At 72.0% G+C, this 20,389-nt stretch carries 21 protein-coding genes; 11 read left to right on the forward strand and 10 right to left on the reverse strand.

Annotation, left to right across the window (positions count from 1 at the left end; translation table 11 throughout):
* The first annotated feature begins 231 nt into the window (after positions 1 to 231).
* Positions 232 to 1,515, forward strand: coding sequence for a DUF222 domain-containing protein (locus tag ABZ810_RS12765; RefSeq protein WP_358402601.1), 1,284 nt, complete (start codon positions 232 to 234; stop codon positions 1,513 to 1,515).
* A gap of 220 nt (positions 1,516 to 1,735) precedes the next feature.
* Here ABZ810_RS12765 and ABZ810_RS12770 read toward each other — a convergent pair whose 3' ends face one another.
* Together ABZ810_RS12770 and ABZ810_RS12775 are read right to left on the reverse strand one after the other, a co-directional pair.
* Positions 1,736 to 1,933 carry a DUF397 domain-containing protein gene (locus tag ABZ810_RS12770; RefSeq protein WP_358402603.1) on the reverse strand — a complete coding sequence of 66 codons (198 nt, stop codon included), beginning with the start codon at positions 1,931 to 1,933 and terminating at the stop codon, positions 1,736 to 1,738.
* Positions 1,930 to 2,358 carry a DUF5753 domain-containing protein gene (locus ABZ810_RS12775; RefSeq protein WP_358402605.1) on the reverse strand — a complete coding sequence of 143 codons (429 nt, stop codon included), beginning with the start codon at positions 2,356 to 2,358 and terminating at the stop codon, positions 1,930 to 1,932. The genes ABZ810_RS12770 and ABZ810_RS12775 overlap by 4 nt, the downstream gene beginning before the upstream one ends.
* A 78-nt stretch (positions 2,359 to 2,436) precedes the next feature.
* Between ABZ810_RS12775 and ABZ810_RS12780 the strand changes: the two genes are divergently transcribed.
* From ABZ810_RS12780 to ABZ810_RS12805, 6 genes are all read left to right on the forward strand, one after another.
* A complete protein-coding gene (locus tag ABZ810_RS12780) occupies positions 2,437 to 2,808 on the forward strand; it encodes a helix-turn-helix transcriptional regulator (RefSeq protein WP_358402606.1) in 372 nt (123 codons plus the stop codon).
* A gap of 144 nt (positions 2,809 to 2,952) precedes the next feature.
* Positions 2,953 to 3,774 carry a helix-turn-helix transcriptional regulator gene (locus tag ABZ810_RS12785; RefSeq protein WP_358402608.1) on the forward strand — a complete coding sequence of 274 codons (822 nt, stop codon included), beginning with the start codon at positions 2,953 to 2,955 and terminating at the stop codon, positions 3,772 to 3,774.
* 70 nt (positions 3,775 to 3,844) lie between these two features.
* Complete coding sequence (locus tag ABZ810_RS12790; protein WP_358402610.1) at positions 3,845 to 6,976, forward strand: PDZ domain-containing protein; 3,132 nt, start codon at positions 3,845 to 3,847, stop codon at positions 6,974 to 6,976.
* 114 nt (positions 6,977 to 7,090) lie between these two features.
* On the forward strand, positions 7,091 to 7,309 hold the full coding sequence (locus ABZ810_RS12795; RefSeq protein WP_358402612.1) for a hypothetical protein: 219 nt from the start codon (positions 7,091 to 7,093) through the stop codon (positions 7,307 to 7,309).
* Between the two features lie 114 nt (positions 7,310 to 7,423).
* Complete coding sequence (gene mltG, locus ABZ810_RS12800) at positions 7,424 to 8,509, forward strand: endolytic transglycosylase MltG (RefSeq protein ID WP_358402614.1); 1,086 nt, start codon at positions 7,424 to 7,426, stop codon at positions 8,507 to 8,509.
* Positions 8,510 to 8,643: 134 nt separating this feature from the next.
* On the forward strand, positions 8,644 to 9,243 hold the full coding sequence (locus tag ABZ810_RS12805; RefSeq protein ID WP_358402616.1) for a hypothetical protein: 600 nt from the start codon (positions 8,644 to 8,646) through the stop codon (positions 9,241 to 9,243).
* Here ABZ810_RS12805 and ftsH read toward each other — a convergent pair.
* Positions 9,240 to 11,291, reverse strand: coding sequence for an ATP-dependent zinc metalloprotease FtsH (gene ftsH, locus ABZ810_RS12810; protein ID WP_358402618.1), 2,052 nt, complete (start codon positions 11,289 to 11,291; stop codon positions 9,240 to 9,242). The genes ABZ810_RS12805 and ftsH overlap by 4 nt on opposite strands.
* 172 nt (positions 11,292 to 11,463) lie before the next feature.
* On the opposite strand from ftsH, the gene ABZ810_RS12815 reads away from it, so the two are divergent.
* The gene (locus ABZ810_RS12815; RefSeq protein WP_358402620.1) at positions 11,464 to 11,976 is read left to right on the forward strand and encodes an SRPBCC domain-containing protein; all 513 of its coding nucleotides are present in this window, start codon (positions 11,464 to 11,466) and stop codon (positions 11,974 to 11,976) included.
* A 50-nt stretch (positions 11,977 to 12,026) separates the two neighbouring features.
* Here ABZ810_RS12815 and modA read toward each other — a convergent pair whose 3' ends face one another.
* Positions 12,027 to 12,803 carry a molybdate ABC transporter substrate-binding protein gene (gene modA, locus ABZ810_RS12820; protein ID WP_358402622.1) on the reverse strand — a complete coding sequence of 259 codons (777 nt, stop codon included), beginning with the start codon at positions 12,801 to 12,803 and terminating at the stop codon, positions 12,027 to 12,029.
* A gap of 112 nt (positions 12,804 to 12,915) precedes the next feature.
* Here modA and ABZ810_RS12825 point away from each other — a divergent pair, with 112 nt between their 5' ends.
* Positions 12,916 to 13,605: a uracil-DNA glycosylase gene (locus tag ABZ810_RS12825; protein WP_358402623.1), complete on the forward strand. Its 690-nt coding sequence runs from the start codon at positions 12,916 to 12,918 to the stop codon at positions 13,603 to 13,605.
* A gap of 38 nt (positions 13,606 to 13,643) precedes the next feature.
* Here the strand turns inward: ABZ810_RS12825 and ABZ810_RS12830 are convergent, their stop codons facing one another.
* The 5 genes from ABZ810_RS12830 to ABZ810_RS12850 form a co-directional block, all read right to left on the reverse strand.
* Entirely contained in the window at positions 13,644 to 14,510 is an 867-nt protein-coding gene (locus tag ABZ810_RS12830; protein WP_358402869.1) for a 1,4-dihydroxy-2-naphthoate polyprenyltransferase, read from the reverse strand.
* 2 nt (positions 14,511 to 14,512) lie between these two features.
* Positions 14,513 to 16,153 carry an MFS transporter gene (locus ABZ810_RS12835; protein WP_358402625.1) on the reverse strand — a complete coding sequence of 547 codons (1,641 nt, stop codon included), beginning with the start codon at positions 16,151 to 16,153 and terminating at the stop codon, positions 14,513 to 14,515.
* 135 nt (positions 16,154 to 16,288) lie between these two features.
* Positions 16,289 to 16,831: a GNAT family N-acetyltransferase gene (locus ABZ810_RS12840; protein WP_358402627.1), complete on the reverse strand. Its 543-nt coding sequence runs from the start codon at positions 16,829 to 16,831 to the stop codon at positions 16,289 to 16,291.
* 60 nt (positions 16,832 to 16,891) lie between these two features.
* A complete protein-coding gene (locus ABZ810_RS12845) occupies positions 16,892 to 17,401 on the reverse strand; it encodes a GNAT family N-acetyltransferase (protein ID WP_358402629.1) in 510 nt (169 codons plus the stop codon).
* Positions 17,402 to 17,504: 103 nt separating this feature from the next.
* Positions 17,505 to 18,158: a CGNR zinc finger domain-containing protein gene (locus ABZ810_RS12850; RefSeq protein ID WP_358402631.1), complete on the reverse strand. Its 654-nt coding sequence runs from the start codon at positions 18,156 to 18,158 to the stop codon at positions 17,505 to 17,507.
* A gap of 132 nt (positions 18,159 to 18,290) precedes the next feature.
* Between ABZ810_RS12850 and ABZ810_RS12855 the strand changes: the two genes are divergently transcribed.
* Positions 18,291 to 18,665, forward strand: a complete 375-nt coding sequence (locus ABZ810_RS12855; RefSeq protein ID WP_358402633.1) for a VOC family protein — start codon at positions 18,291 to 18,293, stop codon at positions 18,663 to 18,665.
* A 10-nt stretch (positions 18,666 to 18,675) separates the two neighbouring features.
* Positions 18,676 to 18,984 carry an antibiotic biosynthesis monooxygenase gene (locus ABZ810_RS12860; protein ID WP_358402871.1) on the forward strand — a complete coding sequence of 103 codons (309 nt, stop codon included), beginning with the start codon at positions 18,676 to 18,678 and terminating at the stop codon, positions 18,982 to 18,984.
* A 15-nt stretch (positions 18,985 to 18,999) separates the two neighbouring features.
* On the opposite strand, the gene ABZ810_RS12865 is transcribed toward ABZ810_RS12860, so the two are convergent.
* Positions 19,000 to 20,382 carry a PLP-dependent aminotransferase family protein gene (locus tag ABZ810_RS12865; protein WP_358402635.1) on the reverse strand — a complete coding sequence of 461 codons (1,383 nt, stop codon included), beginning with the start codon at positions 20,380 to 20,382 and terminating at the stop codon, positions 19,000 to 19,002.
* Positions 20,383 to 20,389: the final 7 nt, after the last annotated feature.

A 20,389-nucleotide genomic window follows, 5' to 3' on the forward strand; every position in this document is an offset into this window, starting at 1 on the left:
CAGCAACTCTCGGAGGGGCGGGAGTGTGCGCGGCGGGTCAGTTTGGCTCTGCTCAGCCGTCCACCTGCGGAAACCGGCTTAGACTCCGACTCACCCGTGCCGGGCCACGCACCCACCGTAGGACGAACAACCCCGCCCGATTGGCGCCGGTGCAAGAGATGGCCACCTGCGGCCTTTGAAATGTCCGTAATCAACCAATCGCAATCCGTGACGGTCGATATAATCTAAGATATGTGTTCGATCGTCGCGGATCTAGAGACCGCTTCCACCGCAGAACTGGTGGAAGCGGCAGCTGCGATCGCCACACAGCTTGCGCACAGGCCTCTACCTGACTCGGGTGCCGCCTGCATGGAATTGGCCGAGGGTTTGGCACGCGTATTCGATCAAGGTGAATTCGCGTTGGCCGCGATGATCGCGGTGGTGGATCGCACCGGTGAAATGAAGAACTGGGGGTTGCCGTCCACGCAGGCGTGGTTGCGGTGCCGTCTGGGGATGCGCGAGGGCCGCGCCAAGGAGCGCGTCACCCTGGCCCGGCAGCTCCCGCGCCTGGAGCGCGTGAGTAAGGACATGGCCGCCGGTGACCTGTCGCTCGGTTATGCGGCCACCGTGGCTGACGCCGTGCAGCGGTTGAACGATGAGGACTGCGCTAAGGCCGAGGAGATTTTGCTGGACGCTGCTAATGATGGGCTGGCGGCGGGCAAGGTCGCCAAGCTGGGCCGCAAGATCCATGACCTGGTCTCGGAACAGAGCGGCACAGAGAAGGCGCCCGAGGACGTGCAGCGCGGCTACGAACGCTCCTGGCTGACGTTCAACAGGTCGTTGGATGGCGGGTCGTATGTGAACGGGTGGCTCAACCCCGAGGACACCGCGATCCTGGATGGCACCCTCGGTCACCTGGCCAAGCCAGCGGGCACCGACGACCGCCGTGATCTGGGTGAACGGACCGCCGCCGCGCTGACGACGGTGCTGTCGCGGGGACACAAGCCCACCCGCGTCACCGTCATCGCCAACCTCGAGACGTTGATGGGCGATGACGCGCCTGGGTGGTTGCGCGATGGCACCCAGATCCCGGCCGAGCAGGTTCGGCGGCTGGCGGTCACCGCTGGTGTCTCGCCGCTGCTGCTGGGGCGCGACAACGTGCCGCTCTACCTGGGGCACACGGTGCGGATCGCCAGCCGGGGTCAGCGGCGGGTGCTGGAAACCCAGTACGCCACCTGCGCGGTGCGCGGGTGTGAGGTGCCGGGGTTCCTGTGCGAGGTCGACCATGTTGATGGATGGGCGCTGGGTGAGAGCCCGACGAACATCGACAAGCTTGCGCTGTGCTGTGGCTGGCACAACCGGTGGAAACACACCCACCCGGCACAGATGCAGATCAGCAAGGACCAGCACGGGTTGTACGTCTACCGGACGCTGCCCCCGGACGGGGTCGCAAGATCCAGACGTGGCAGATGGCCGACGGGACGATCACCCGATCCCGGTGATGATCCCTGGGGCGATCACCACCTCGCAGCCTGAGCCCACCCTCGCGACATGCGGCCTCATGGCCCGGCGGTCACCACACCCCGGGCCTACAGGCGTGCCCCGGCCACTCTCCGTCGCACCTTCACCCGCAGCCAGCCGCGTCATAGACCCTGCATCAACCACCACGGCCGCCGAGTCCGGCGACCTGCCGCAATCGCCTCCCGAGCCTCCGCTTTAGCTGCTCCTGCGCTACAAGGCGTCAGCTCGGGTCGTGCTACTCGGTCTTGATGTTCCTGATGAGTGTGCGCCATTGGGCGGCGTCGAGACTCAGCTCAGGGCCACTGGGGTCCTTGGAGTCGCGGATGTGAACGGAGGCGCCAAGCTCGGCGACCTCGACACAGGCGCCCCCGGACCCGCCGCTCTGGCTGCTCTTCCGCCACACGGCGGCGGATCGGTTCTTCTGGTGGGTCATCGCTCTCCCCAAGCCGAAACGATCGCGTGAAGGGATTCTTCGGGGCACATCGCCTTCGTACGCATGAGATCGTACGACCAGACGGAGTCCTTGACCATGTCGGGCTGCTCGACGAACCACCCGCTGCTGGGACCGTCGACATAGACCGCGTCGGGCGCGTCTTCGAAGCTCAGGATCTGGAAAGCGCCGTCGAGAGCGGCGTGGGCGCCCGCCGCCAAGGGCAGGACTTGCAGCTGCACGTTCGGAAGCGTCATCACCTCGCGAAGGTGCTCGGCCTGGGCTCGCAGGGTCTCCGCGTCGGCGAGCGGGCGCAAGAGCACCGCTTCGTCGATCACGAACAGGCCGTTCGGAGGTGCCTCGCCCGTCAGCAGGGCCTGTCGCCCCAGACGCGCGTTCACGAGGTGATCGATCTCCTCCTGCTGCACGAAACCACTCCTCGGTCCGGCATCGGCTGCTAGCGTACCTAGGTACATTAAGCTAATGAACCTAGGTACGATAAGCGAATGAGCGGAATCGAGCGGATCACCGGGCCTTTGCTCGACGTGATCGAGCAGCTCTTCGACGCCCATCAGCGGGGTGTCGAGCTGCACGGGTGGCCGATCGTGCAGAGCACCAAGAGGGCGGGGCCGACCGTCTACCGGGTGCTGGACCGGCTGGAGGACGCGGGCTGGGTGACGGCGCGGTGGGAGGAGCAGGACCCCGAGCTCACCCGCCCGCGCCGCCGCTTCTACCGGCTCACCCCGAACGGCGTCGCCGAGGTGCGGTCCCTGCTGGGCGAACGGCGACCGGCCGCGCTCGATCCCGGCGCGCCGCCCGGGCGGCCGGCGCCGGGCACGGCGTTCTGGCGGCGCGGCTTGAGTGGCGGTGCCCGATGAGCGTTCACCTTGTGGGGGCCGGCGTGCTGCTCGTGCTCGGTCTGGTCGAGTACACCGAGTTCGGGCCGCGGGCCGCGCGGTGGATCGTGCGGTGGTCGGCCCATCGAGGCCGAGCCGTACACGGGGGGCTCCACGGTCCGGCGGATGTTGCTCGGCTCGCAGTTGCGGAGGCTGCGTGAGGAGCCGGGCATCCGCCGCGAGGAGGCCGGCTACCGGATCCGTTCCTCGGATTCGAAGATCGGGCGCATCGAACTCGGCCGGGTGGGTCTTCGTGAGCGGGACCTCCGGGACCTGCTCGACCTGTACGGGGTCATCGACGAGACCGAGCGGGATGCGATCTTCAAGCTCGCCAGCGAGGGCAACACGCCGGACTGGTGGCATCGCTACAGCGATCTGCTGCCGTCCTGGTTCCAGACCTACATCGGGCTGGAGGAAGGCGCCGAGCTCATCCGCGCCTTTGAGAACCAGTTCGTGCCCGCCCTGCTCCAGACCGAGGACTACGCCAGGGCGGTGATCCGCGCCGGTTTCCCCGGGGACGAGGAGGGCGAGATCGAGCGGCGGGTGGCGCTGCGGATGGAGCGGCAACGGCGGCTCATCGCCTCCGGCGCCCCTCGCCTGTGGGTCGTCATCGACGAGGCGGCGCTGCTCCGGCCGATCGGTGACGGGGGCGTGATGCGGGGCCAGATCCACCGTCTTCTGGAGATGAACCAGGAGACCAACGTCACGATCCAGGTCCTGCCCATCGAGGCCGGCCACGTCACCGAGGGCTGCGCGTTCAGCCTGCTGCGGTTTCCCGACCGCGAGCTGCCGGACGTGGCGTACATCCGCAACCTCAGCGGCGCGGTCTACCTGGACAAGATCGAGGCGGTGGGGGTCTACAAGGCGGCGTTCAACCACATGTGCGTCAACAGTCTCGACCTGCACCAGACCTCGGACTGGCTCGCTCGGAGCCTCCGGCGCGGGTGATGTCGCGGCGGGGGAAGGCTTTGCCGGGGGTTGGTCTTTTGTTGGGGGTGGGGGCGGCAGGTTTGTAGGGATGTCGGGCTACTTCCGTTTTCCTGATGTGCGCGAGGACCTGGTGGTCTTCGTGGCGGACGACGACCTGTGGCTGGTGCCGACGGAGGGCGGGCGGGCCTGGCGGCTCACCGCTGGGGTGGCGGAGGTCGGGTATCCGCGGATCTCACCGGACGGGACGCGGGTCGCGTTCGTGGGGGAGGGCGAGGGGCCCAAGGAGGTCTACCTGCTGCCGCTGGACGGCGGGAACGCCCGGCGGCTGACCTATCAGGGGGCCAGCTGCGTCGTCAGTGCCTGGGACGCGGGCGGGTCGATCGTCTACGCCAGTGACGCGGGGCAGCCGTTCGCGGGACGGCGGTGGCTGCACCGGATCGCGCCGGGTGGCGGGCTGCCCGAGCGGCTGCCGTACGGGCCGGCGGGCTCGGTGTCGTTCGGGCCCCAGGGCGGGGTGGTGCTGGGGCGCAACACCTCCGACCCGGCGCGGTGGAAGCGGTACCGGGGCGGCACGGCGGGCAACCTGTGGATCTCCGACGGCGGGCCGTTCCGGCCGCTGATCGCGCTGGACGGCAACCTCGCCGCGCCCTGCTGGGTGGGCGACCGGGTCTACTTCCTGTCCGACCACGAGGGCGTCGGGAACGTCTACTCGTGCACCGAGGCCGGCGGCGACCTGCGGCGCCACACCGACCATGAGGACTTCTACGCGCGCAACCTGGCGAGCGACGGGCGGCGGCTGGTCTACCACGCGGGCGCCGATCTGTACCTGCTGGACCCGGGGGAGGAGGCGCGGCGCATCGAGGTGCAGCTGGGCACCTCGCGGTCGCAGCTGGACCGGCGGTTCGTGGACGCCGCCATGTACCTCGACGGCGCGACGTTGCGGCCCGACGGGACGGGGCTGGCGATCACGACCCGGGGCAAGGCGTTCACGTTCGGGAACTGGACCGGGCCCGTCCAGCAGCACGGCGCCCGCTGCGGTGTCCGCTACCGGCTGCTGAGCTGGCTGAACGACCAGGAGCGCATGGTCGCCGCGGCGAGCGACCTCGGCGACCGGGAGATGCTCGTCGTGATGGACGCCGGCGGCGCGCAGACGCGGTTCGAGGCGGCCGACACCGGCCGGATGACGTCGCTCTCGGTGTCGCCGGTGAACGACCAGGTGGCGATCACCAACCACCGCAACGAGCTGCTCCTGGTGAACGCGGGCGACCCGCGCACCCCGGCGGTCCGGCTCGACGCCAGCCCGTTCGGCGCGATCGAGGACCCGGCCTGGTCGTACGACGGCCGCTGGCTCGCCTACACCTACCCCGACAGTGCCCGGACGACGGCCATCAAGATCTGCCGGGTGGGCACCCGGGAGACGCGGATCGTCCTCGACCCGGTGCTCAGGGACCGCGCGCCCTCGTTCGACCCCGGCGGACGCTACCTGTACTTCATCGGCGCGCGGGTCTTCAACCCGATCGACGACTCGCTGCAGTTCGGCATGGGATTCCCGCTCGGCGCGCTGCCGTACGCGATCGCGCTGCGCCCCGACGTCCCGCCGCCCGGCGAGGGCGAGGACGCCGAGCCCGCCGAGACGCTCGAGATCGACTTCGACGGCATCGAGCGGCGGGTGGTGCCGCTGCCGGTGCCCGAGGCCCGGTACGCGCGGGTGGAGGGCATCGAGGGCAAGGTGCTGCTCTCGTACCACCCGATCGAGGGCATCCGCGACACGCTGCTCCACAGCGCGCTCCTCCAGTACGACCTGGGCGAACGGAGGCGGCGGCAGCTCGCGTCCAGGATCAGCGACTTCCGGGTCAGCCGGGACGGGAGCACGCTGCTCTACCGCGCCGGGCAGCGGCTGCGCGTGCTGCCCGCGGGCAAGGACGTGCCCGACGGCGACGCGCCCGGCCGGGCGTCCGGCTGGATCGACCTGTCGCGGGTGAAGGTGTCGATCTGGCCCGAGGGCGAGTGGGGCCAGATGTTCCGGGAGGCCTGGCGGCTCCAGCTCGACCACTTCTGGGCCGAGGACATGTCCGGGCTCGACTGGTACGGCGTGTACGACCGCTACAAGCCCCTGGTGGACCGGGTGAGCACCCGCAGCGAGTTCTCCGACCTCCTCTGGGAGGTGCAGGGCGAGCTGGGCACCTCGCACGCGTACGAACGCGGCGGCGCGTACCGCCCGCAGCCCGCCTACCCGCTCGCCCATCTCGGCGTGGACTGGGCCCTGGAGAGCGGCACCGGCCACTACGTGGTCGCGGGCATCGTGCACGGCGACCCGTGGGACGCGGCGGCGACGTCGCCGCTCAACCGTCCGGGCGTGGACGTCCGGGTGGGCGACGTGGTGCTCGCGGTGAACGGGCAGTCGGTCGGGCTCGGCTTCGGCGGCCCGCAGGAGCAGCTGGTCAACCAGGTCGGCCAGGAGGTGCGGCTGACGTTGCGGCGCGGCCGGCAGGAGCCGTGGACCATCGAGGTGCCGACGCTCCGGGACGAACGGCCCGGCCGGTACCGCGACTGGGTGCGGGGCAACCGGCGGCTCGTCCACGAACGGACCGGCGGCCGGGTCGGCTACCTGCACGTGCCCGACATGAAGGCGGGCGGGTTCGCCGAGTTCCACCGGGGGTTCCTGGCCGAGTACGACCGCGACGCGCTGATCATCGACGTGCGCTTCAACGGCGGCGGCCAGGTGGGCGGGCTGCTGCTGCAACGGCTCATCCGGCCCCGGCTCGGCTTCGACCATCCCCGCTGGGGCGTGCCCGAGCCCTATCTCCGGGAGTCGCCGGCCGGCCCGCTGGTCGGCCTGATCAACGAGTGGACGGGGTCGGACGGCGACGTCTTCGCGCACGCGTTCAAGGTGCTGCGGCTGGGCCCGCTGGTCGGCAAGCGCACCTGGGGAGGCGTGGTGGGCATCCATCCCCGGCACCGGCTCGCCGACCGGACGATCACCACCCAGCCGGAGTTCTCGTTCGCCTTCGATGATGTCGGCTGGCGGCTGGAGAACTACGGCACCGATCCCCACATCGACGTGGACATCACCCCCCAAGACCATGCAAAGGGATGCGACACCCAGCTTGAACGTGCCATGGAGACCGCCCTCGAACAGCTGGCGACACGCCCGCCGCACCGGCCGGATCCCGCCGACCGGCCCCGTTTCGAGGCGCCGAAACTCCCGCCCCGCCCGTGATCGCGGCTCGTTCACCGCAGATCTCCGGTCGCCTGACCTCGACGTTACGTTCCCCCGGGTACTGGTCGTAGTGGTGCAGGTCATGCACCTCCGCGAAAAAGGGGGAAATTCCTGATGGGTGTCTTCGACAACGCCAAGGACAAGGCCTCGGACATGGCCGACCAGGCCAAGGAGAAGGTCGGCCAGTCCGGCGACAGGGCTCGCGACGACGGCGGGGACTCCATGGAGCAGGGCCGCGAGCAGGGCGACAACCTGCAGGACCGGGCCCGCGAGCAGGGTGAGAACCTGCAGGACCAGGCCCGCGAGCAGGGCGAGAACTTCGACCGCCACTGAGGCGTTCCACCTCGGTGAACTGAGGTCAGGCGGGGCGCGCGGGGTCACTCGCGCGCCCCCTTCGTTACTATAAGTACGTCATCGACTACACAGAGTCGTGAGGGGATGGCGGCGGTGGGCAGTCTCGAACGGCGCGACCTGACCTGGCCGCTCGCGGTGGGAGCCGTGCTCCTGCTCGTGCTGGCGGGCTGCGGCCTCGCGTTCGGCGGCATGGTCAAGTCCGCGCTGGCGCCGGACGACTTCGAGGGGCGCGGGCAGGGCGAGGCGATGGTCCGGATCGAGCCCGGCCAGTCGGCCCGCGAGGTCGGCACGGCACTGGAGGAGAAGGGCGTCGTCGCCAGCGACGACGCGTTCATCAAGGCCGTCGAGGGCTCGGCCAGGGCCGCCGCGCTGCGCCCGGGGCTCTACCGGCTGCGCCGGGAGATGAAGGCCGCCGACGCGCTCGGGCTGCTGTTCGACCCGGCGGCGCGCGTCCAGCGCAAGGTCACCGTGCGCGAGGGGCTCCGGCTGGACGAGACGCTCACCGTCCTGGCCAGGGGGTCGGGCATCCCGCGCGCCGAGTTCGCCAAGGCCGCCGCCGACCCGTCCGACCTGGGCCTGCCCTCGTACGCCGACGGGCGGCTCGAAGGTTTCCTGTTCCCCGCGACGTACCCGATCGAGCCGGGCCAGGACGCCAAGGCGGTGCTCGCCGCGATGGTCCGGCGTTTCCGCCAGGCCGCCGCCGACCTCGACCTGGAGAGCAGGGCCGAGGCGGTGCGGCTGACGCCGCTCCAGGCCGTCACGATGGGCAGCATCGCCCAGGCCGAGGGCGGCACCGCCGCCGACTACCCGAAGATCTCGCGGGTCGTCTACAACCGGCTGGAGTCGGGCGGGCGGCTGCAGCTCGACACCACCGTGCTGTACGCGCAGCGCCGCCACGACCTGCGGGTCTCCGAGAGCGACACCCGCGTCGACTCGCCGTACAACACCTACACCAACGACGGCCTGCCGCCCGGCCCGATCTCCAACCCCGGGGAGGCCGCGCTCAAGGGCGCGCTCAACCCGGCCAGGGGCGACTGGACGTTCTTCGTCACCACCGACCCGAAGAACCGCGTCACCCGGTACACCGCGTCGGAGTCCGAGTTCGTCCGCTTCCGGGAAGAGCTCAACCGCGCACTGGACGCCATGCGCGACCAGCCGTTCCCGACCAGGCGTCCGTGACCGGGGCGAACGCCTGACGCCGCACCGCCGCCGTGGCCGCATCCGGACTCGGCCCGTCGTTGCCGCGGATTGATTCGCGCCCGACCCTGGGGTGGGGAACGGGGCCAGGCCGAGCGTGGTCGGGAGTCGTGGCCGTGAACTGGACCGGACGGGAGATCACCGGCGGCGCGGGGGACGCCCTGATGTGGTTCGACCTCCTCCGCGAGGGAGGCGAGCTCCGGCCGTTCCATCCGCGGCTGCGGCTGAGGCCCGCCGAGTTCGCCGTCGCGGAGCGGCCCGCCGACTACGCCCGCCTCTACGCCGTCGACGCCGAATGGACGCACGTCGGCTCGCCGTTCGGCCTCGACCCGTTCCGGCACGCGGGCCACGCCCTCGCCAACGGCGGGCGCGAGGAGCGCGCCATGCGGGACGCCGTCCTCCAGTGGCGCGAATGGCACCGGAACCTCGTCACCGTGACCAGCCTGCGGCTCATGATCCACCACGAGGTCTGGCACTCCTTCTGGTACGAGGAGATGGACGAGCTGGTGCCGGTGTTCGACCATCCGCGGCGTGGTCACTACGGGCTCACGGCGGCCTTCTCCGACGCTCCCCGGCTCGGGCTCTTCGGCCCGTACGTGCTGTCCATCCTGCTTCTGGCCGAGTACTTCTCGGGCCGTTTCGAGGTGCTCACGTCGGAGCCGGGATTCCGGCGGTGGCACGCGGAGATGACGGGCGGCATCCCCGCGCCCGGCTAACCCTTCGACAGGTCCGGGCGTTCGCCGGGAGTCTCGATGGACGCGCTGTCGGGGCGGCGCTCGATGCCCGCGGCGGCGTAGGCGGCGGCCTCGTCCAGGGTCTCCTGGTCCAGCAGGGTGGTGGCCAGGGACTCGAGCCTGTCCCGGTTGTCGCGGAGCATCCGGAGGGCCTCGTCGTAGCAGTCGTCGACGATGCGCCGGGTCTCCTCGTCCACGGCGTCCAGGGTGCCCTGCGCCGCGTACTGCGCCATCGGGTCCGCGCCGTCGGGCGGCAGGACCGACAGCGGGCCGATGCGCTCGGACATGCCCCAGCGGCCGACCATGCTGCGGGCGATCCTGGTGACCTGTTCGAGGTCGCTCTCGGCACCGGTGGTGACGACGCCGAAGACCAGCTCCTCGGCCGCCATGCCGCCGAGCGCGCCGATGATGCGGCCGCGCAGGTAGTCCTCGTCGTAGGCGTACCGGTCGCCCTCGGGCGTGGAGACGGTCACGCCGAGCGCGCGGCCGTGCGGCACGATGGTGATCTTGCGTACCGGGTCGGCGCCCGGGTGCAGCATGCCGAGGAGCGCGTGCCCCGACTCGTGGTACGAGGTGCGGCGGCGTTCCTCGGGCGGCATCACCAGCGAACGGCGCGTGCCGAGCTGGACCTTCTCCAGCGCGGTGTGGAAGTCGGCCATGTCGACCGCGGTCTTGCCGCGCTTGACCGCGAGCAGCGCCGCCTCGTTCACCAGGTTGGCCAGCTCGGCGCCGGTCATGCCGGGCGTCATCTTGGCGATCGCGGTGAGGTCGGCGTCCGCCGCCAGCGGCACCTCGCGGGTGTGCACCCCGAGGATGGCGACGCGGCCGTCCAGGTCGGGCGGCGAGACGGCGATCGTGCGGTCGAACCGCCCGGGGCGCAGCAGCGCCGCGTCGAGGATGTCGGGCCGGTTGGTGGCGGCGATGACCACCACGCCCTCCGACCCCGAGAACCCGTCCATCTCCGTGAGGATCTGGTTGAGCGTCTGCTCGCGCTCGTCGTGGCCGCCCATGCCGGCGCCGCTGCCGCGGGTCCGGCCGATGGTGTCGATCTCGTCGATGAAGATGATGGACGGCGCGGTCTTGCGGGCCTCGGTGAACAGCTCGCGCACCCGGGCGGCGCCGACGCCGACGACCATCTCGATGAACTCCGACGCGGCGGCCGAGTAGAACGGCACGTCCGCCTCACCGGCCACGGCGCGCGCCAGCAGGGTCTTGCCGGTGCCGGGCGGGCCGGTCAGCAGCACGCCGCGCGGCACCCGGGCGCCCAGCTTGCGGTACTTGCCGGGGTCCTTGAGGAAGTCGACGATCTCGCTGAGCTCGTCCTCGACCTCGTCGATGCCCGCGACGTCGGCGAACGTGGCGCGCTTCTCGTCCGGCGTGACCGGCTTGGGGGAGCGGCCGAACGAGCCCATCAGGCCGCCGCCGGCCCCGCCGGACATGCGCCGCTGGATCCAGATCATCGCGGCGATCCAGAGTCCGACGAACAGCAGCACCGGCAGCAGCGACAGCAGCAGGTTCGCCAGGAAGCCGCGGTCCTCGGAGACGGGCTTGGCCTCGACGACCACGCCCTTGGCCACCATGTCGCTGTAGACCTTGTCGTCGGCGAACGAGGGGCGCAGCGTCTCGAACTTGGTGTAGGTCTTGTCCTTGTCGGACTGCCCCGGGATCTGCTGCGCCTTCTTGAGGTCGCCCTGGATCTGGTAGCCCTTGGTGTAGACGTCCTTGACGTTCCCGGCGGCCACCTGCTGGGTGAACGCGGTGTAGGGGATCGTCGAGCGTTCCTCCTTGCCGGTGTAGTGCATCGACAGGAAGCTCAGCGCGAAGACCAGGAGCAGCAGCGCCCAGAAGAGGTAGGTGTTGCGGCCCGGCCTGAAGCCGCCGCCCTTGTAGTCGTCGCCGCCCTTGCGGGGTTTCCCGTCCTTGCCGTCGGTGCGGGCCGGCACGCCCTCGGCGCGCCATGGCTGGTCGGGATCGTTGCGCGGCGGCACGGACTGGCGCTTGTCGGGCTGTCTCGGCTGGTTGGACGGCACGACTGATCTCCCCGTTGCGCATCCTCCGGCCCCCCGCCGAAGTGATCAAGACCTTCCCGTCCTCGACCGCCCGAAACGGAGCGGGTCCCGGAGCCCTCTTGCGCTGGCTAATGTCTTTAGCTAACGTTTTGGCTAACTAGATTAGCTAAGAAGGAAAGGCAAGGAGCCTCTCGTGAAGATCCGCCGCATCACCCTCGGGACCGCCGCCCTCCTCCCGCTGTCCGCCGCCGGCCTGTTCGCCTGGGGCACGCTGGCCCCGCACGAGGTCCGCACCTCGGTCGAGATCGCCGCCCCGGCCGACAAGGTCTGGCAGGTGCTGACCGACTTCCAGAGCTACCCCGAGTGGAACCCGTTCATCGTCAGCGTCCAGGGCACCGCCCGCCAGGGCACCCGGCTCGACAACACCCTGCGGGGCTCCGACGGCGGCACCATGAACTTCAGGCCGAGGGTGCTGAAGGCCGACCCGGGCCGCGAGCTGCGCTGGATCGGCCGGACGTGGGTCCCCGGCATCGTGGACGGCGAGCACTACTTCCTCATCGAGCCCGCCGGGAACGGCACGGTGCGCCTGACCCAGGGCGAGCGGTTCAGCGGAGCCCTCGTGCCCGTCGCGGGCGGCCTGCTGCGGATGGCCGACGAGTTCGACGCGATGAACGCCGCCCTCAAGGCCCGCGCCGAGCGCGCGTGATGACGTGCCCCTGGAGCCCGGCGGCCTCAGGTGACGCCTCGCGTGACGTCTCAGCGGCCGGGGGCGGGAGTGGAGAAGCCGTGCTTGTTGAAGAGCGCGCGGGCCGTGGGCGAGGACAGCCAGGCGACGAACGACCGGGCCTGGTCCAGGTCCGCGCCGTCCTTCACGGCCATCGCGGGATAGGTCGCGGTCACGTTGTCGTCCGCCGGGATGGGCACGCTGCTCGCGGCGGCCCCGGCCGAACGCAGGTCGGTGATGTAGACGATCCCGGCGTCCGCCTCGCCGCCCCGGACCCGGTCGAGCACCGCGCGGGCGCTGACCTCCTCCGACGTCCACCGCACGGTGACGCCGGCCCGCGCGAAGACCTCCCGCGCGTAGCGGCCCACCGGCACCGTGCCCGCGCCCACCGCGACGCGCAGCCCGCGCCGTGTCAGGTCGCGCGGCCCGCGGATGCGCTGGGGGTTGCCCGGCGCCACCGCGATGGTCATCGAGCCGAGCGCGACGACGCGCCGCGGCCCCGTCAGATGCTCGGCCACCGCGTTCATGGACGTCTCGTCGGCCGTCACGAGCACGTCACCGGGGTTGTGGTCGTCGACGCGTTCGGCCATCTCCTGCGAGCCGCCGTACACCGGCTTCATCTTCACGTCGCGGTGCTCGCGCCGGTAGGCCGCGCCGAGCTCGCGGCCGACGTCGGTGAGCGACGAGGGCATCAGCACGGTCAGCGTTCCCTCGCCCGGCGCCCGGCCGCAACCCGCCGCCAGGGCGGCGAGAGTCGCGATAAGCGCGGCAAAGGCGGTGACATGCCGCCGGAGGGGGGAGTCGGGCATATGTCGGCATCCTAGAGTCGGGGGCCCTTCCCTCCCGTGATTCGCCGTGGCGTGTCAGACCTCGGCAATAGGGTTTCCGGTAGCTGAAGAATCCTTCCCCGGAGAGGTCCCGATGTCCTTCGACCTGATGGAACTGCTGCCCGACGGCTGGCGCGAGCGGCTCGACCCGCTGCTCGACCCGATCGGGACGGCGGCGCTGAGCGCGTTCGTGGCGCAGGAGTACGCGGCGCGGACGGTCTACCCGCCGCAGGACGACCTGTTCAACGCGTTCCGGCACTGCACCTACGACAAGGCGCGGGTGCTCATCCTCGGTCAGGATCCCTACCACGGCGCCGGGCAGGCGCACGGCATGAGCTTCAGCGTGCGCGACGGAGTCCGCTTGCCGCCGTCGCTGCGCAACATCTACAAGGAGCTCGCGGCCGACCTTGACGTGCCGGTCGCCAAGACCGGCGACCTGACGGCCTGGGCCGACCAGGGCGTGCTGCTGCTCAACGCGGTGCTGACGGTGCGCGAGGGCGAGGCCGGGGCGCACGCGGGCAAGGGCTGGGAGGAGTTCACCGACGCCGCCATCCGGGCACTCAACGACAAGCCCGAACGTGTCGTCTTCGTGCTCTGGGGCGCCTACGCCCGCAAGAAGGCCAAGCTCATCACCGGCGTGCACCACACCGTCATCGAGTCGGCGCACCCGAGCCCGCTCAGCGCCAAGAAGTTCTTCGGCACCCGGCCGTTCAGCGCGGTCAACAAGGCGCTCGCCGACGCGGGCGAGCCCGAGATCGACTGGGCCGTGACCCCGCGCCCCTAGACCGGGCCGGGACGCCTGGAGCGCCAGGCCGACGGCGCCTAGAGCGCCAGGCCGACGGCGAGCAGCACGCCATAGGCGATCTGCAGGCGGCCGGTCTCGCCCAGTACGGGGATGAGGGCGGGGCCGGTCGCGCCGTGCAGCACCTTCTGCGTCGGCGGCACCGACAGCGGGGCGGCGAGCAGCGCGATCAGCACCCAGGGGTGCGGCGCGGCCAGCGCCAGCACGAACATGAACGGCAGCGCGGCGCACGCCGCGTACAGCACCCGCGTCCAGCGGTCGCCGAGCACCACCGCGAGGGTGCGCTTGCCGGAGACCTCGTCGGTCGGGATGTCGCGCAGGTTGTTGGCGACCAGCAGCGCGCACGCCAGCAGCCCGATCGGCACCGCCGCCGCCCACGCCTCCCACGGGACGCCCTCCACCTGCACGTACACCGTGCCGACCACGGCGACCAGCCCGAAGAAGACGAGCACCGAGATCTCGCCGAGCGCGCGGTAGCCGTAGGGGTTCTTGCCGCCGGTGTAGAACCACGCGGCGAGGATGGCGAACGCGCCCACCAGCAGCAGCCACCAGGTCGTCACCGCCGCCAGCACGAACCCGGCGATCGCGGCGAGCGCGAAGCAGCCCAGCGCCGCGGCCAGCACCTGCTTGGGCGCGGCGACCTTGGAGCCGACCAGCCGCAGCGGCCCGACCCGTTCCTCGTCGGTGCCGCGCACGCCGTCGCTGTAGTCGTTGGAGTAGTTGACCCCGATCTGCAGGATCAGCGCGACGAACGCGGCCAGCAGGGCGCGCCACCACACCGCGCCGTCCGCACCGATCGCGATGCCGGTGCCGACGACGACCGGCACGAGGGAGGCGGGCAGGGTGCGGGGCCGGGAGCCGGCGACCCATTGGGAGAGCGTGGCCACAGTCACCGTTGGTTCTCGTGGGACGACAGAGTTTCCGGCTCCGATTGTCCCCGATGCCGATCACTGCTCGGACGCAGCCGCAACGACAACGCCAGCCCGGCGGCCAGGATCAGCGCCGTGGCCAGGGCGCCGCGCCGCGCGGCCGTGGCGAGGCTCTCGTCGGCCGCCGCCGCGACGGCCGGGGTGAGATGCGCCTCCCGGGCGTACGTCCCGGCGCTCTCGCGCAGGTCGTGCGCGATCGCGGCGCGCTGCTCGGCGGGCAGCCCGGCGTTCTCGAGCCGGTCGTTCATCGCGTGGCCGAGGCTGGTGGCGAACACCGTGCCGATCACCGCGATCCCCAGCGCGGCGCCGACCTGGCGGGCCGTGGACTGCGTGCCGGACGCCTGGCCCGCGTGCTCGGGCGGCACGTCGGCCAGCGAGACGTTGGTGAGCTGCGCCGAGGTCAGGCCGAGGCCCAGGCCGTACAGCAACATCCAGGGCGCCAGCCCGAGCCCGCCGGTGGACGCGGTGATCGTCAGCGCCAGCGCGAGTACCGCGACCACCTCCATGACCATGCCGATCTGCACGGCGCGGTGCGCGCCGCGCTTGCCGGCCAGCCGCCCGGCGTAGCCGCCGGACAGGAACGCGCCGAGCGCCAGGGGCAGCAGGGCCAGGCTGATCTGCAGCGGGGACGTGCCGTGCACGCCCAGCAGGAAGAGTGGAAGGACGAAGACCAGGCCGAGCTCGCCGACGTTGATCAGCGCGCCGGCCAGGTTGCCGCGCCGGAAGTTGGGGATCTGGAAGAGGGTCAGGTCGAGCAGCACCGGCCGCCCGGCCGCCGCTCGCGCCCGTTCCACGATCACCAGCGCGGTGAGCAGCACCGCGCCCAGCGCCAGCACGACCGGAACGGGCGACAACCCGGCGATGGACCCGCCGCCCGCCGAGGGGTTGGGCGTCCACCAGCCGTACGTCTGGCCCTCGATGATCCCGCAGACCACCGCGCCCAGGCCGAGCACCGACAGCAGGCCGCCGAGCCAGTCGATCCCGCGCGGCCCGGCGCCCGGCAGCCGGGTCTCGGGCATGAGCGCGAACGCCCCGGCGATCAGCAGCACGCCGAGCGGCAGGTTGACGCCGAACGCCCAGCGCCAGCCGCCGCCGGTCGCCAGCGCACCGCCCAGCAGCGGGCCGAGCGCGGCCATGCCGCTGATGAGCGAGCCCCAGATGCCGAACGCCACGGCGCGGTCCCGGCCGGTGAACATCGCGTTCACCGTCGACAACGTGGCCGGCATGATCATCGACGCGCCGACGCCCTGCAGCGCGCGCGAGCCGATCAGCTGCGGCGCACTCTGCGCCAGCGCCGCGAGCACGCTGGCGACCATGAAGACGGTCACGCCCAGCACGAACACGCGCCGCCGCCCGATCACGTCGGCGGCCCGGCCGAACGGGATCAGCAGCGCGGCGAACACCAGCGCGTAGACCGAGTTGACCCACTCGGCGTCGGACGTCGTCAGCCCCAGCCCGTCCACCATCTGCGGCAGGACGACGCCGACGATGGTGGCGTCCACGACGATCAGCGACACGCCGAGGCTGATCACGACCATCGCGAGCCAGCGGCGGCGGCCGGACGCGGCACCGGCCGGCGCCGGCGCGCGCGGCGGCGTCATGGATGTTGTCAATGGACGTCCCGAAGCTGATCAATAGACCCTGGAGGCATGCGCTTCAAACATACGGGCGGGCCCGCCGTGGCTCTCACCGGGTCGGTGTTAACGGGGCCTTAAGGCACCGTCAAGGGTCTCAGGTCACCCGTCGGTGATGTCGGTGTGGAGGCGGATCTGGCTGATCGGCTCGCCCATGTCGAGGGTGCGGGCGGTGCCGTCGGGCGCCCAGCCGGCCGAGCCGAGGAAGGTCCGGGTGACCTCGTCCGCCTCGAAGACCCAGCTGATCAGCGTGCCGACGCCGTCCTCGCGGAGCAGGTCGACCGAGGCGGCCAGCAGCCGGCTGCCGTGCCCGACCCGGCCGTGCATGGGGTCGACCAGCAGGGTGATCAGCTCGGCGGTCCGCGCCGGATCGTGGTCGGGCTCCTCCGCGGGGCCGTGCGCGGCGAAGCCCACGACCAGGTCGGAGGCCACCGCGACGAGCAGCCGGTGCCGCGGCGACGGCGGCGCGGTCGCTGCCTCGGCCCAGCGCTCCCGCCACACCTTGGCCGCGTCCTGGCTGGTCACCTGGTCCAGTACGGCGGGCGGCAGCAGGTCGCGGTACCCCTGGCGCCACGCGCGCACCTGGATGTCGGCGACGGCGGCGGCGTCCGCGCGCCTGGCGGGGCGTACGCCCGCATCGGCCATGGGTTCTGCGTCCTCTCGTCCGGCTCCACGCCCCGCCCGGAGGGCGCGGCGCCGCCAAGCCTAGAGGGCGATCTCGTACCGGACCTCGTCGAACGCGTGTCCCCACAGCTCGTGGCGGCGTTGCTCGCCGGCGGTGAACCCGGCCCGCTCGTAGAAGCCGCGGGCCCGGGCGTTGCTCTCCAGCACCCAGAGCGTGACCCGGTCGCGGCCGGCCTTGCGGCTCTCGGCCATGACCCGTTCGACCAGGGCCCAGCCCACCTTGGCCGACCAGTGCTCGGGTGCGACGTACAGCGAGTAGAGCTCGACCGCGTCCGGGTGCGGCGGCAGGTCGCGTTCCGGCCCGAAGGCCGCCATGCCCAGCGGTGTCCCGTCGGCGGCCTCGGCGAGCAGCGTGCGGGCCTCGGGCGCGCCGGCGAACGAGGCGAGCCGCCGCTCGAACGCCTCGGGGCCGGTGGCCTCGTCGATCAGTTCCTGCGGGAGCAGCCCGGCGTAGGCGGCGCGCCAGGATCGGGAGCGGACGTCCTCGATCGCCACCACGTCCCCGGGACCGGCGAATCGGATGAGCGTCATCGCCCGAGCCTAGGGCGTGTCTCGAGGTCGGCGTCCGTGGCGAGCGGCGTCCAGGTGCGTGCCTGGGCGGCGCGGAGTAGGGCAGTCGACCTCGAGACACGCCCTAAGTGCGCTCCCGCGGCGGGGTCGCGGCATCGGACGCTTCGCCGCCGGGCACCTCACCGCCGGATACGCCGGGCGCGCCGGACCCGGGGGCCGGGCGGCGGCGGGCGCGGTAGGCGCGCGTCTTGGTGCGGTTGCCGCAGACCCGCATCGAGCACCAGTTGCGGGAGCGGTTCTTGGACGTGTCGAGGAACGCCCAGCGGCAGGTGCCCTCCAGGCACACCTTCAGTCGCGGCCAGCTGCCGTCGGCCACGGCGTCGAGCACGGCCGCCGCCAGCCGGGCGAGCGCCGCCGGGGCGCCGGCGCCGAGCGGGACGAGCACCGGCCGCTCGCCGGCCAGGCTCAGCCGGAGCGGCAGCCGGGCGAGCACCGCGTCCAGCTCGGGCGGGAGCGGCTCGCCGGTCGGCGCGTGGTGGTCGTGCATGGCCTCGCGCAGGCCTTCGCGCAGGTCGCGGGCCATTTCGAGATCGCCCTCGTCCGGGGCCGCCGCCGTGCCCGGGGGCTGCCCGGCGGCGAGGAGCCCCCGGCCGGCCAGCCATGCGCCCAGCTTGGCGGGCGTCGCGAGCTCGTCGGCGTCGCACTCGACGTCGCGGGTGTTGACGAAGTCCCGGAGCAGCAGGGCGGAGTTCGACTCGGGACGGGATGTCGCGTTCATCGTCCCTCCTCCCTGTCAAGGGGACTCTATCAAGGAACGACACCGGTATTCGGTTTTGACCGGTTGCGCCGACCGGTGACACCGTCATAGCGTGTTAGACGGTGTCGATGACAAGAGCAAGGAGATCCGGACGTGACGGAGGCGGTGGACGTGGTCCCGCGGGTGACCCATCTGGCGATCGACTGCGACGACCTGGACGGCATGGCCCGGTTCTGGGGCGCGCTGCTCGGCATGAAGGTGACCGAGCGCGACGAGGTCTGGCTCGAGCTGGAACGGCTCGGTGAGGGCGGTCCCGTCCTGTCCTTCCAGCGCGTCCCGGAGGGCAAGCAGGTCAAGAACCGGCTGCACCTCGACCTGACGGTGCCCGACCTCGACGCGGCCGGGGTCCACGCCCGCGCGCTGGGCGCCAGGCCGGTCAGTGCGCTGATGGGCAGCGACCCGGAGGCGCCGTTCCAGGTCTGGCAGGACCCTGAGGGCAACGAGTTCTGCTTCGTGACGGGAGGCTGACGCCGTGCTGATGCGCGTGTGGAAGGGCTGGACGCGGCGGGCCGACGCCGACGAGTACGAGGACTACATGCGCCGCACCGGCGTGGTGGGCTACCAGGCGACCGAGGGCAACCTCGGGATCCACCTGACCAGACGGGAGGTCGGCGACAACACCGAGTTCTGCTTCGTGACGTTCTGGGAGTCGATGGACGCCGTGCGCACGTTCGCCGGCGACGACCCCGAGCGCGCGGTCTTCTACCCCGACGACGACCGCTACCTGGTCGACCGCGACTGGGTGGTCACGCACTACTCGGTCGTCGACGGCGCCGGGCACCCCTAGGCCGCGCCCGCGGCCCTAGGCGCGGGCCCGGGCGATCGCGCCGGCCAGGCGCCGCACCCCCTCGGCGATCTCGGCCTCGGAGGTCGCGCACGCGAAGCTGAGCCGCAGGTGCGGCGCGGGCGGCTCGGCCGGGAAGAACGGGCGGCCGGCGCTGACCAGCACCCCGGCACGCAACGCCGACTCGGCGAGCGCGACGTCGTCGATGCCGTCCGGGAGCCGCACCCACATGTGCGGGCCGCCGGACGGCCGGTGGTACCGCACCTCGGGCAGGTGCCGCGCCAGCGCCGCGCAGAGCGCGTCCCGCCGGGACTTGAGCGCGGTGCGGACCGCCCGCAGATGGCGCGGCCAGCCGGGGGAGCTGACCAGCTCCAGCAGCGTCTCCTGGAGTGGCCGGGCCGGGAAGAAGCCCTCGACCATCTGGACGGCCCGGATGCGCTCGGCCACCGGCCCGCGCGCGATCACGCCGGCGATCCGCATGCTGGCGGACGTCGCCTTGGTCATCGGGGCCACGTAGACGACCCGGCCGTCCAGGTCATGGTTGATCATCGCTGCCGGGGCGGTGTCGATGGCCAGATGGCGCGCGAAGTCGTCCTCGATCACGAACGCGCCCGCCGCGCGGGCGACGGCGATCACCTGGGCGCGGCGTTCGGCCGGCATCCGGGCGCCGCTCGGGTTGCTGAACGTGGGCTGGCAGTAGAAGACCCGCGCCCCGGTCATGGCGAACGCCTCGGCGAGCAGGTCGGGCCGGACGCCCTCCGCGTCCGCGGGCACCGGGACAGGCTGCAGCCCGTTCGCCCGCGCGATCGCGAGCACGCCGAGATAGGTCGGCGACTCGACGAGCAGCGGCGCCCCCGGCCGCAGCAGCGCCCGCAACGTCGAGGTGAGCGCCTGCTGGCCGCCCGAGGTGATCAGCACGTCGGACGCGGTGAGGTCGCCGCCGGCCGACCGCGCGAACCACGTGCGCAGCCCGGCGAGCCCGTTGAGCGGCGGCGTCTCCCAGGCGTCCGGGCGCCGCGCCGCGCGCGCCCCGGCGGCGGCCAGCGCCCGGAGCGGTTGCAGCGACGGATGCAGGTAGCCGCCGCTGAGCGGTATCACCCCGTCCGGGGCCGGGGTGAGCAGCCAGGTCACCCCGGCGGCGTCGACCGAACGTTCGCCCAGGGCGACGGACTGCCAGCCCAGGTCGGCGCCGCCCGGCGCGGGCGCGGGCCGTTCGGCGGCGAACGTGCCGCTGCCGGGCCGGGTCACCACCAGGCCCTCGGCGGCCAGCAGCCCCAGCGCACGCGACACCGTGACCGGGCTGACCCGGTGCCTCTCCACCAGCGTCCGGCTGGACGGCAGGCGCTCGCCGGCGCGGAGCCGGCCCACTTCGGCCCGCAGCCGATCGGCGAGAGTGCCCACACTGCTA

The organism is Spirillospora sp. NPDC047279, from assembly GCF_040643285.1.
GTDB lineage: Bacteria > Actinomycetota > Actinomycetes > Streptosporangiales > Streptosporangiaceae > Spirillospora.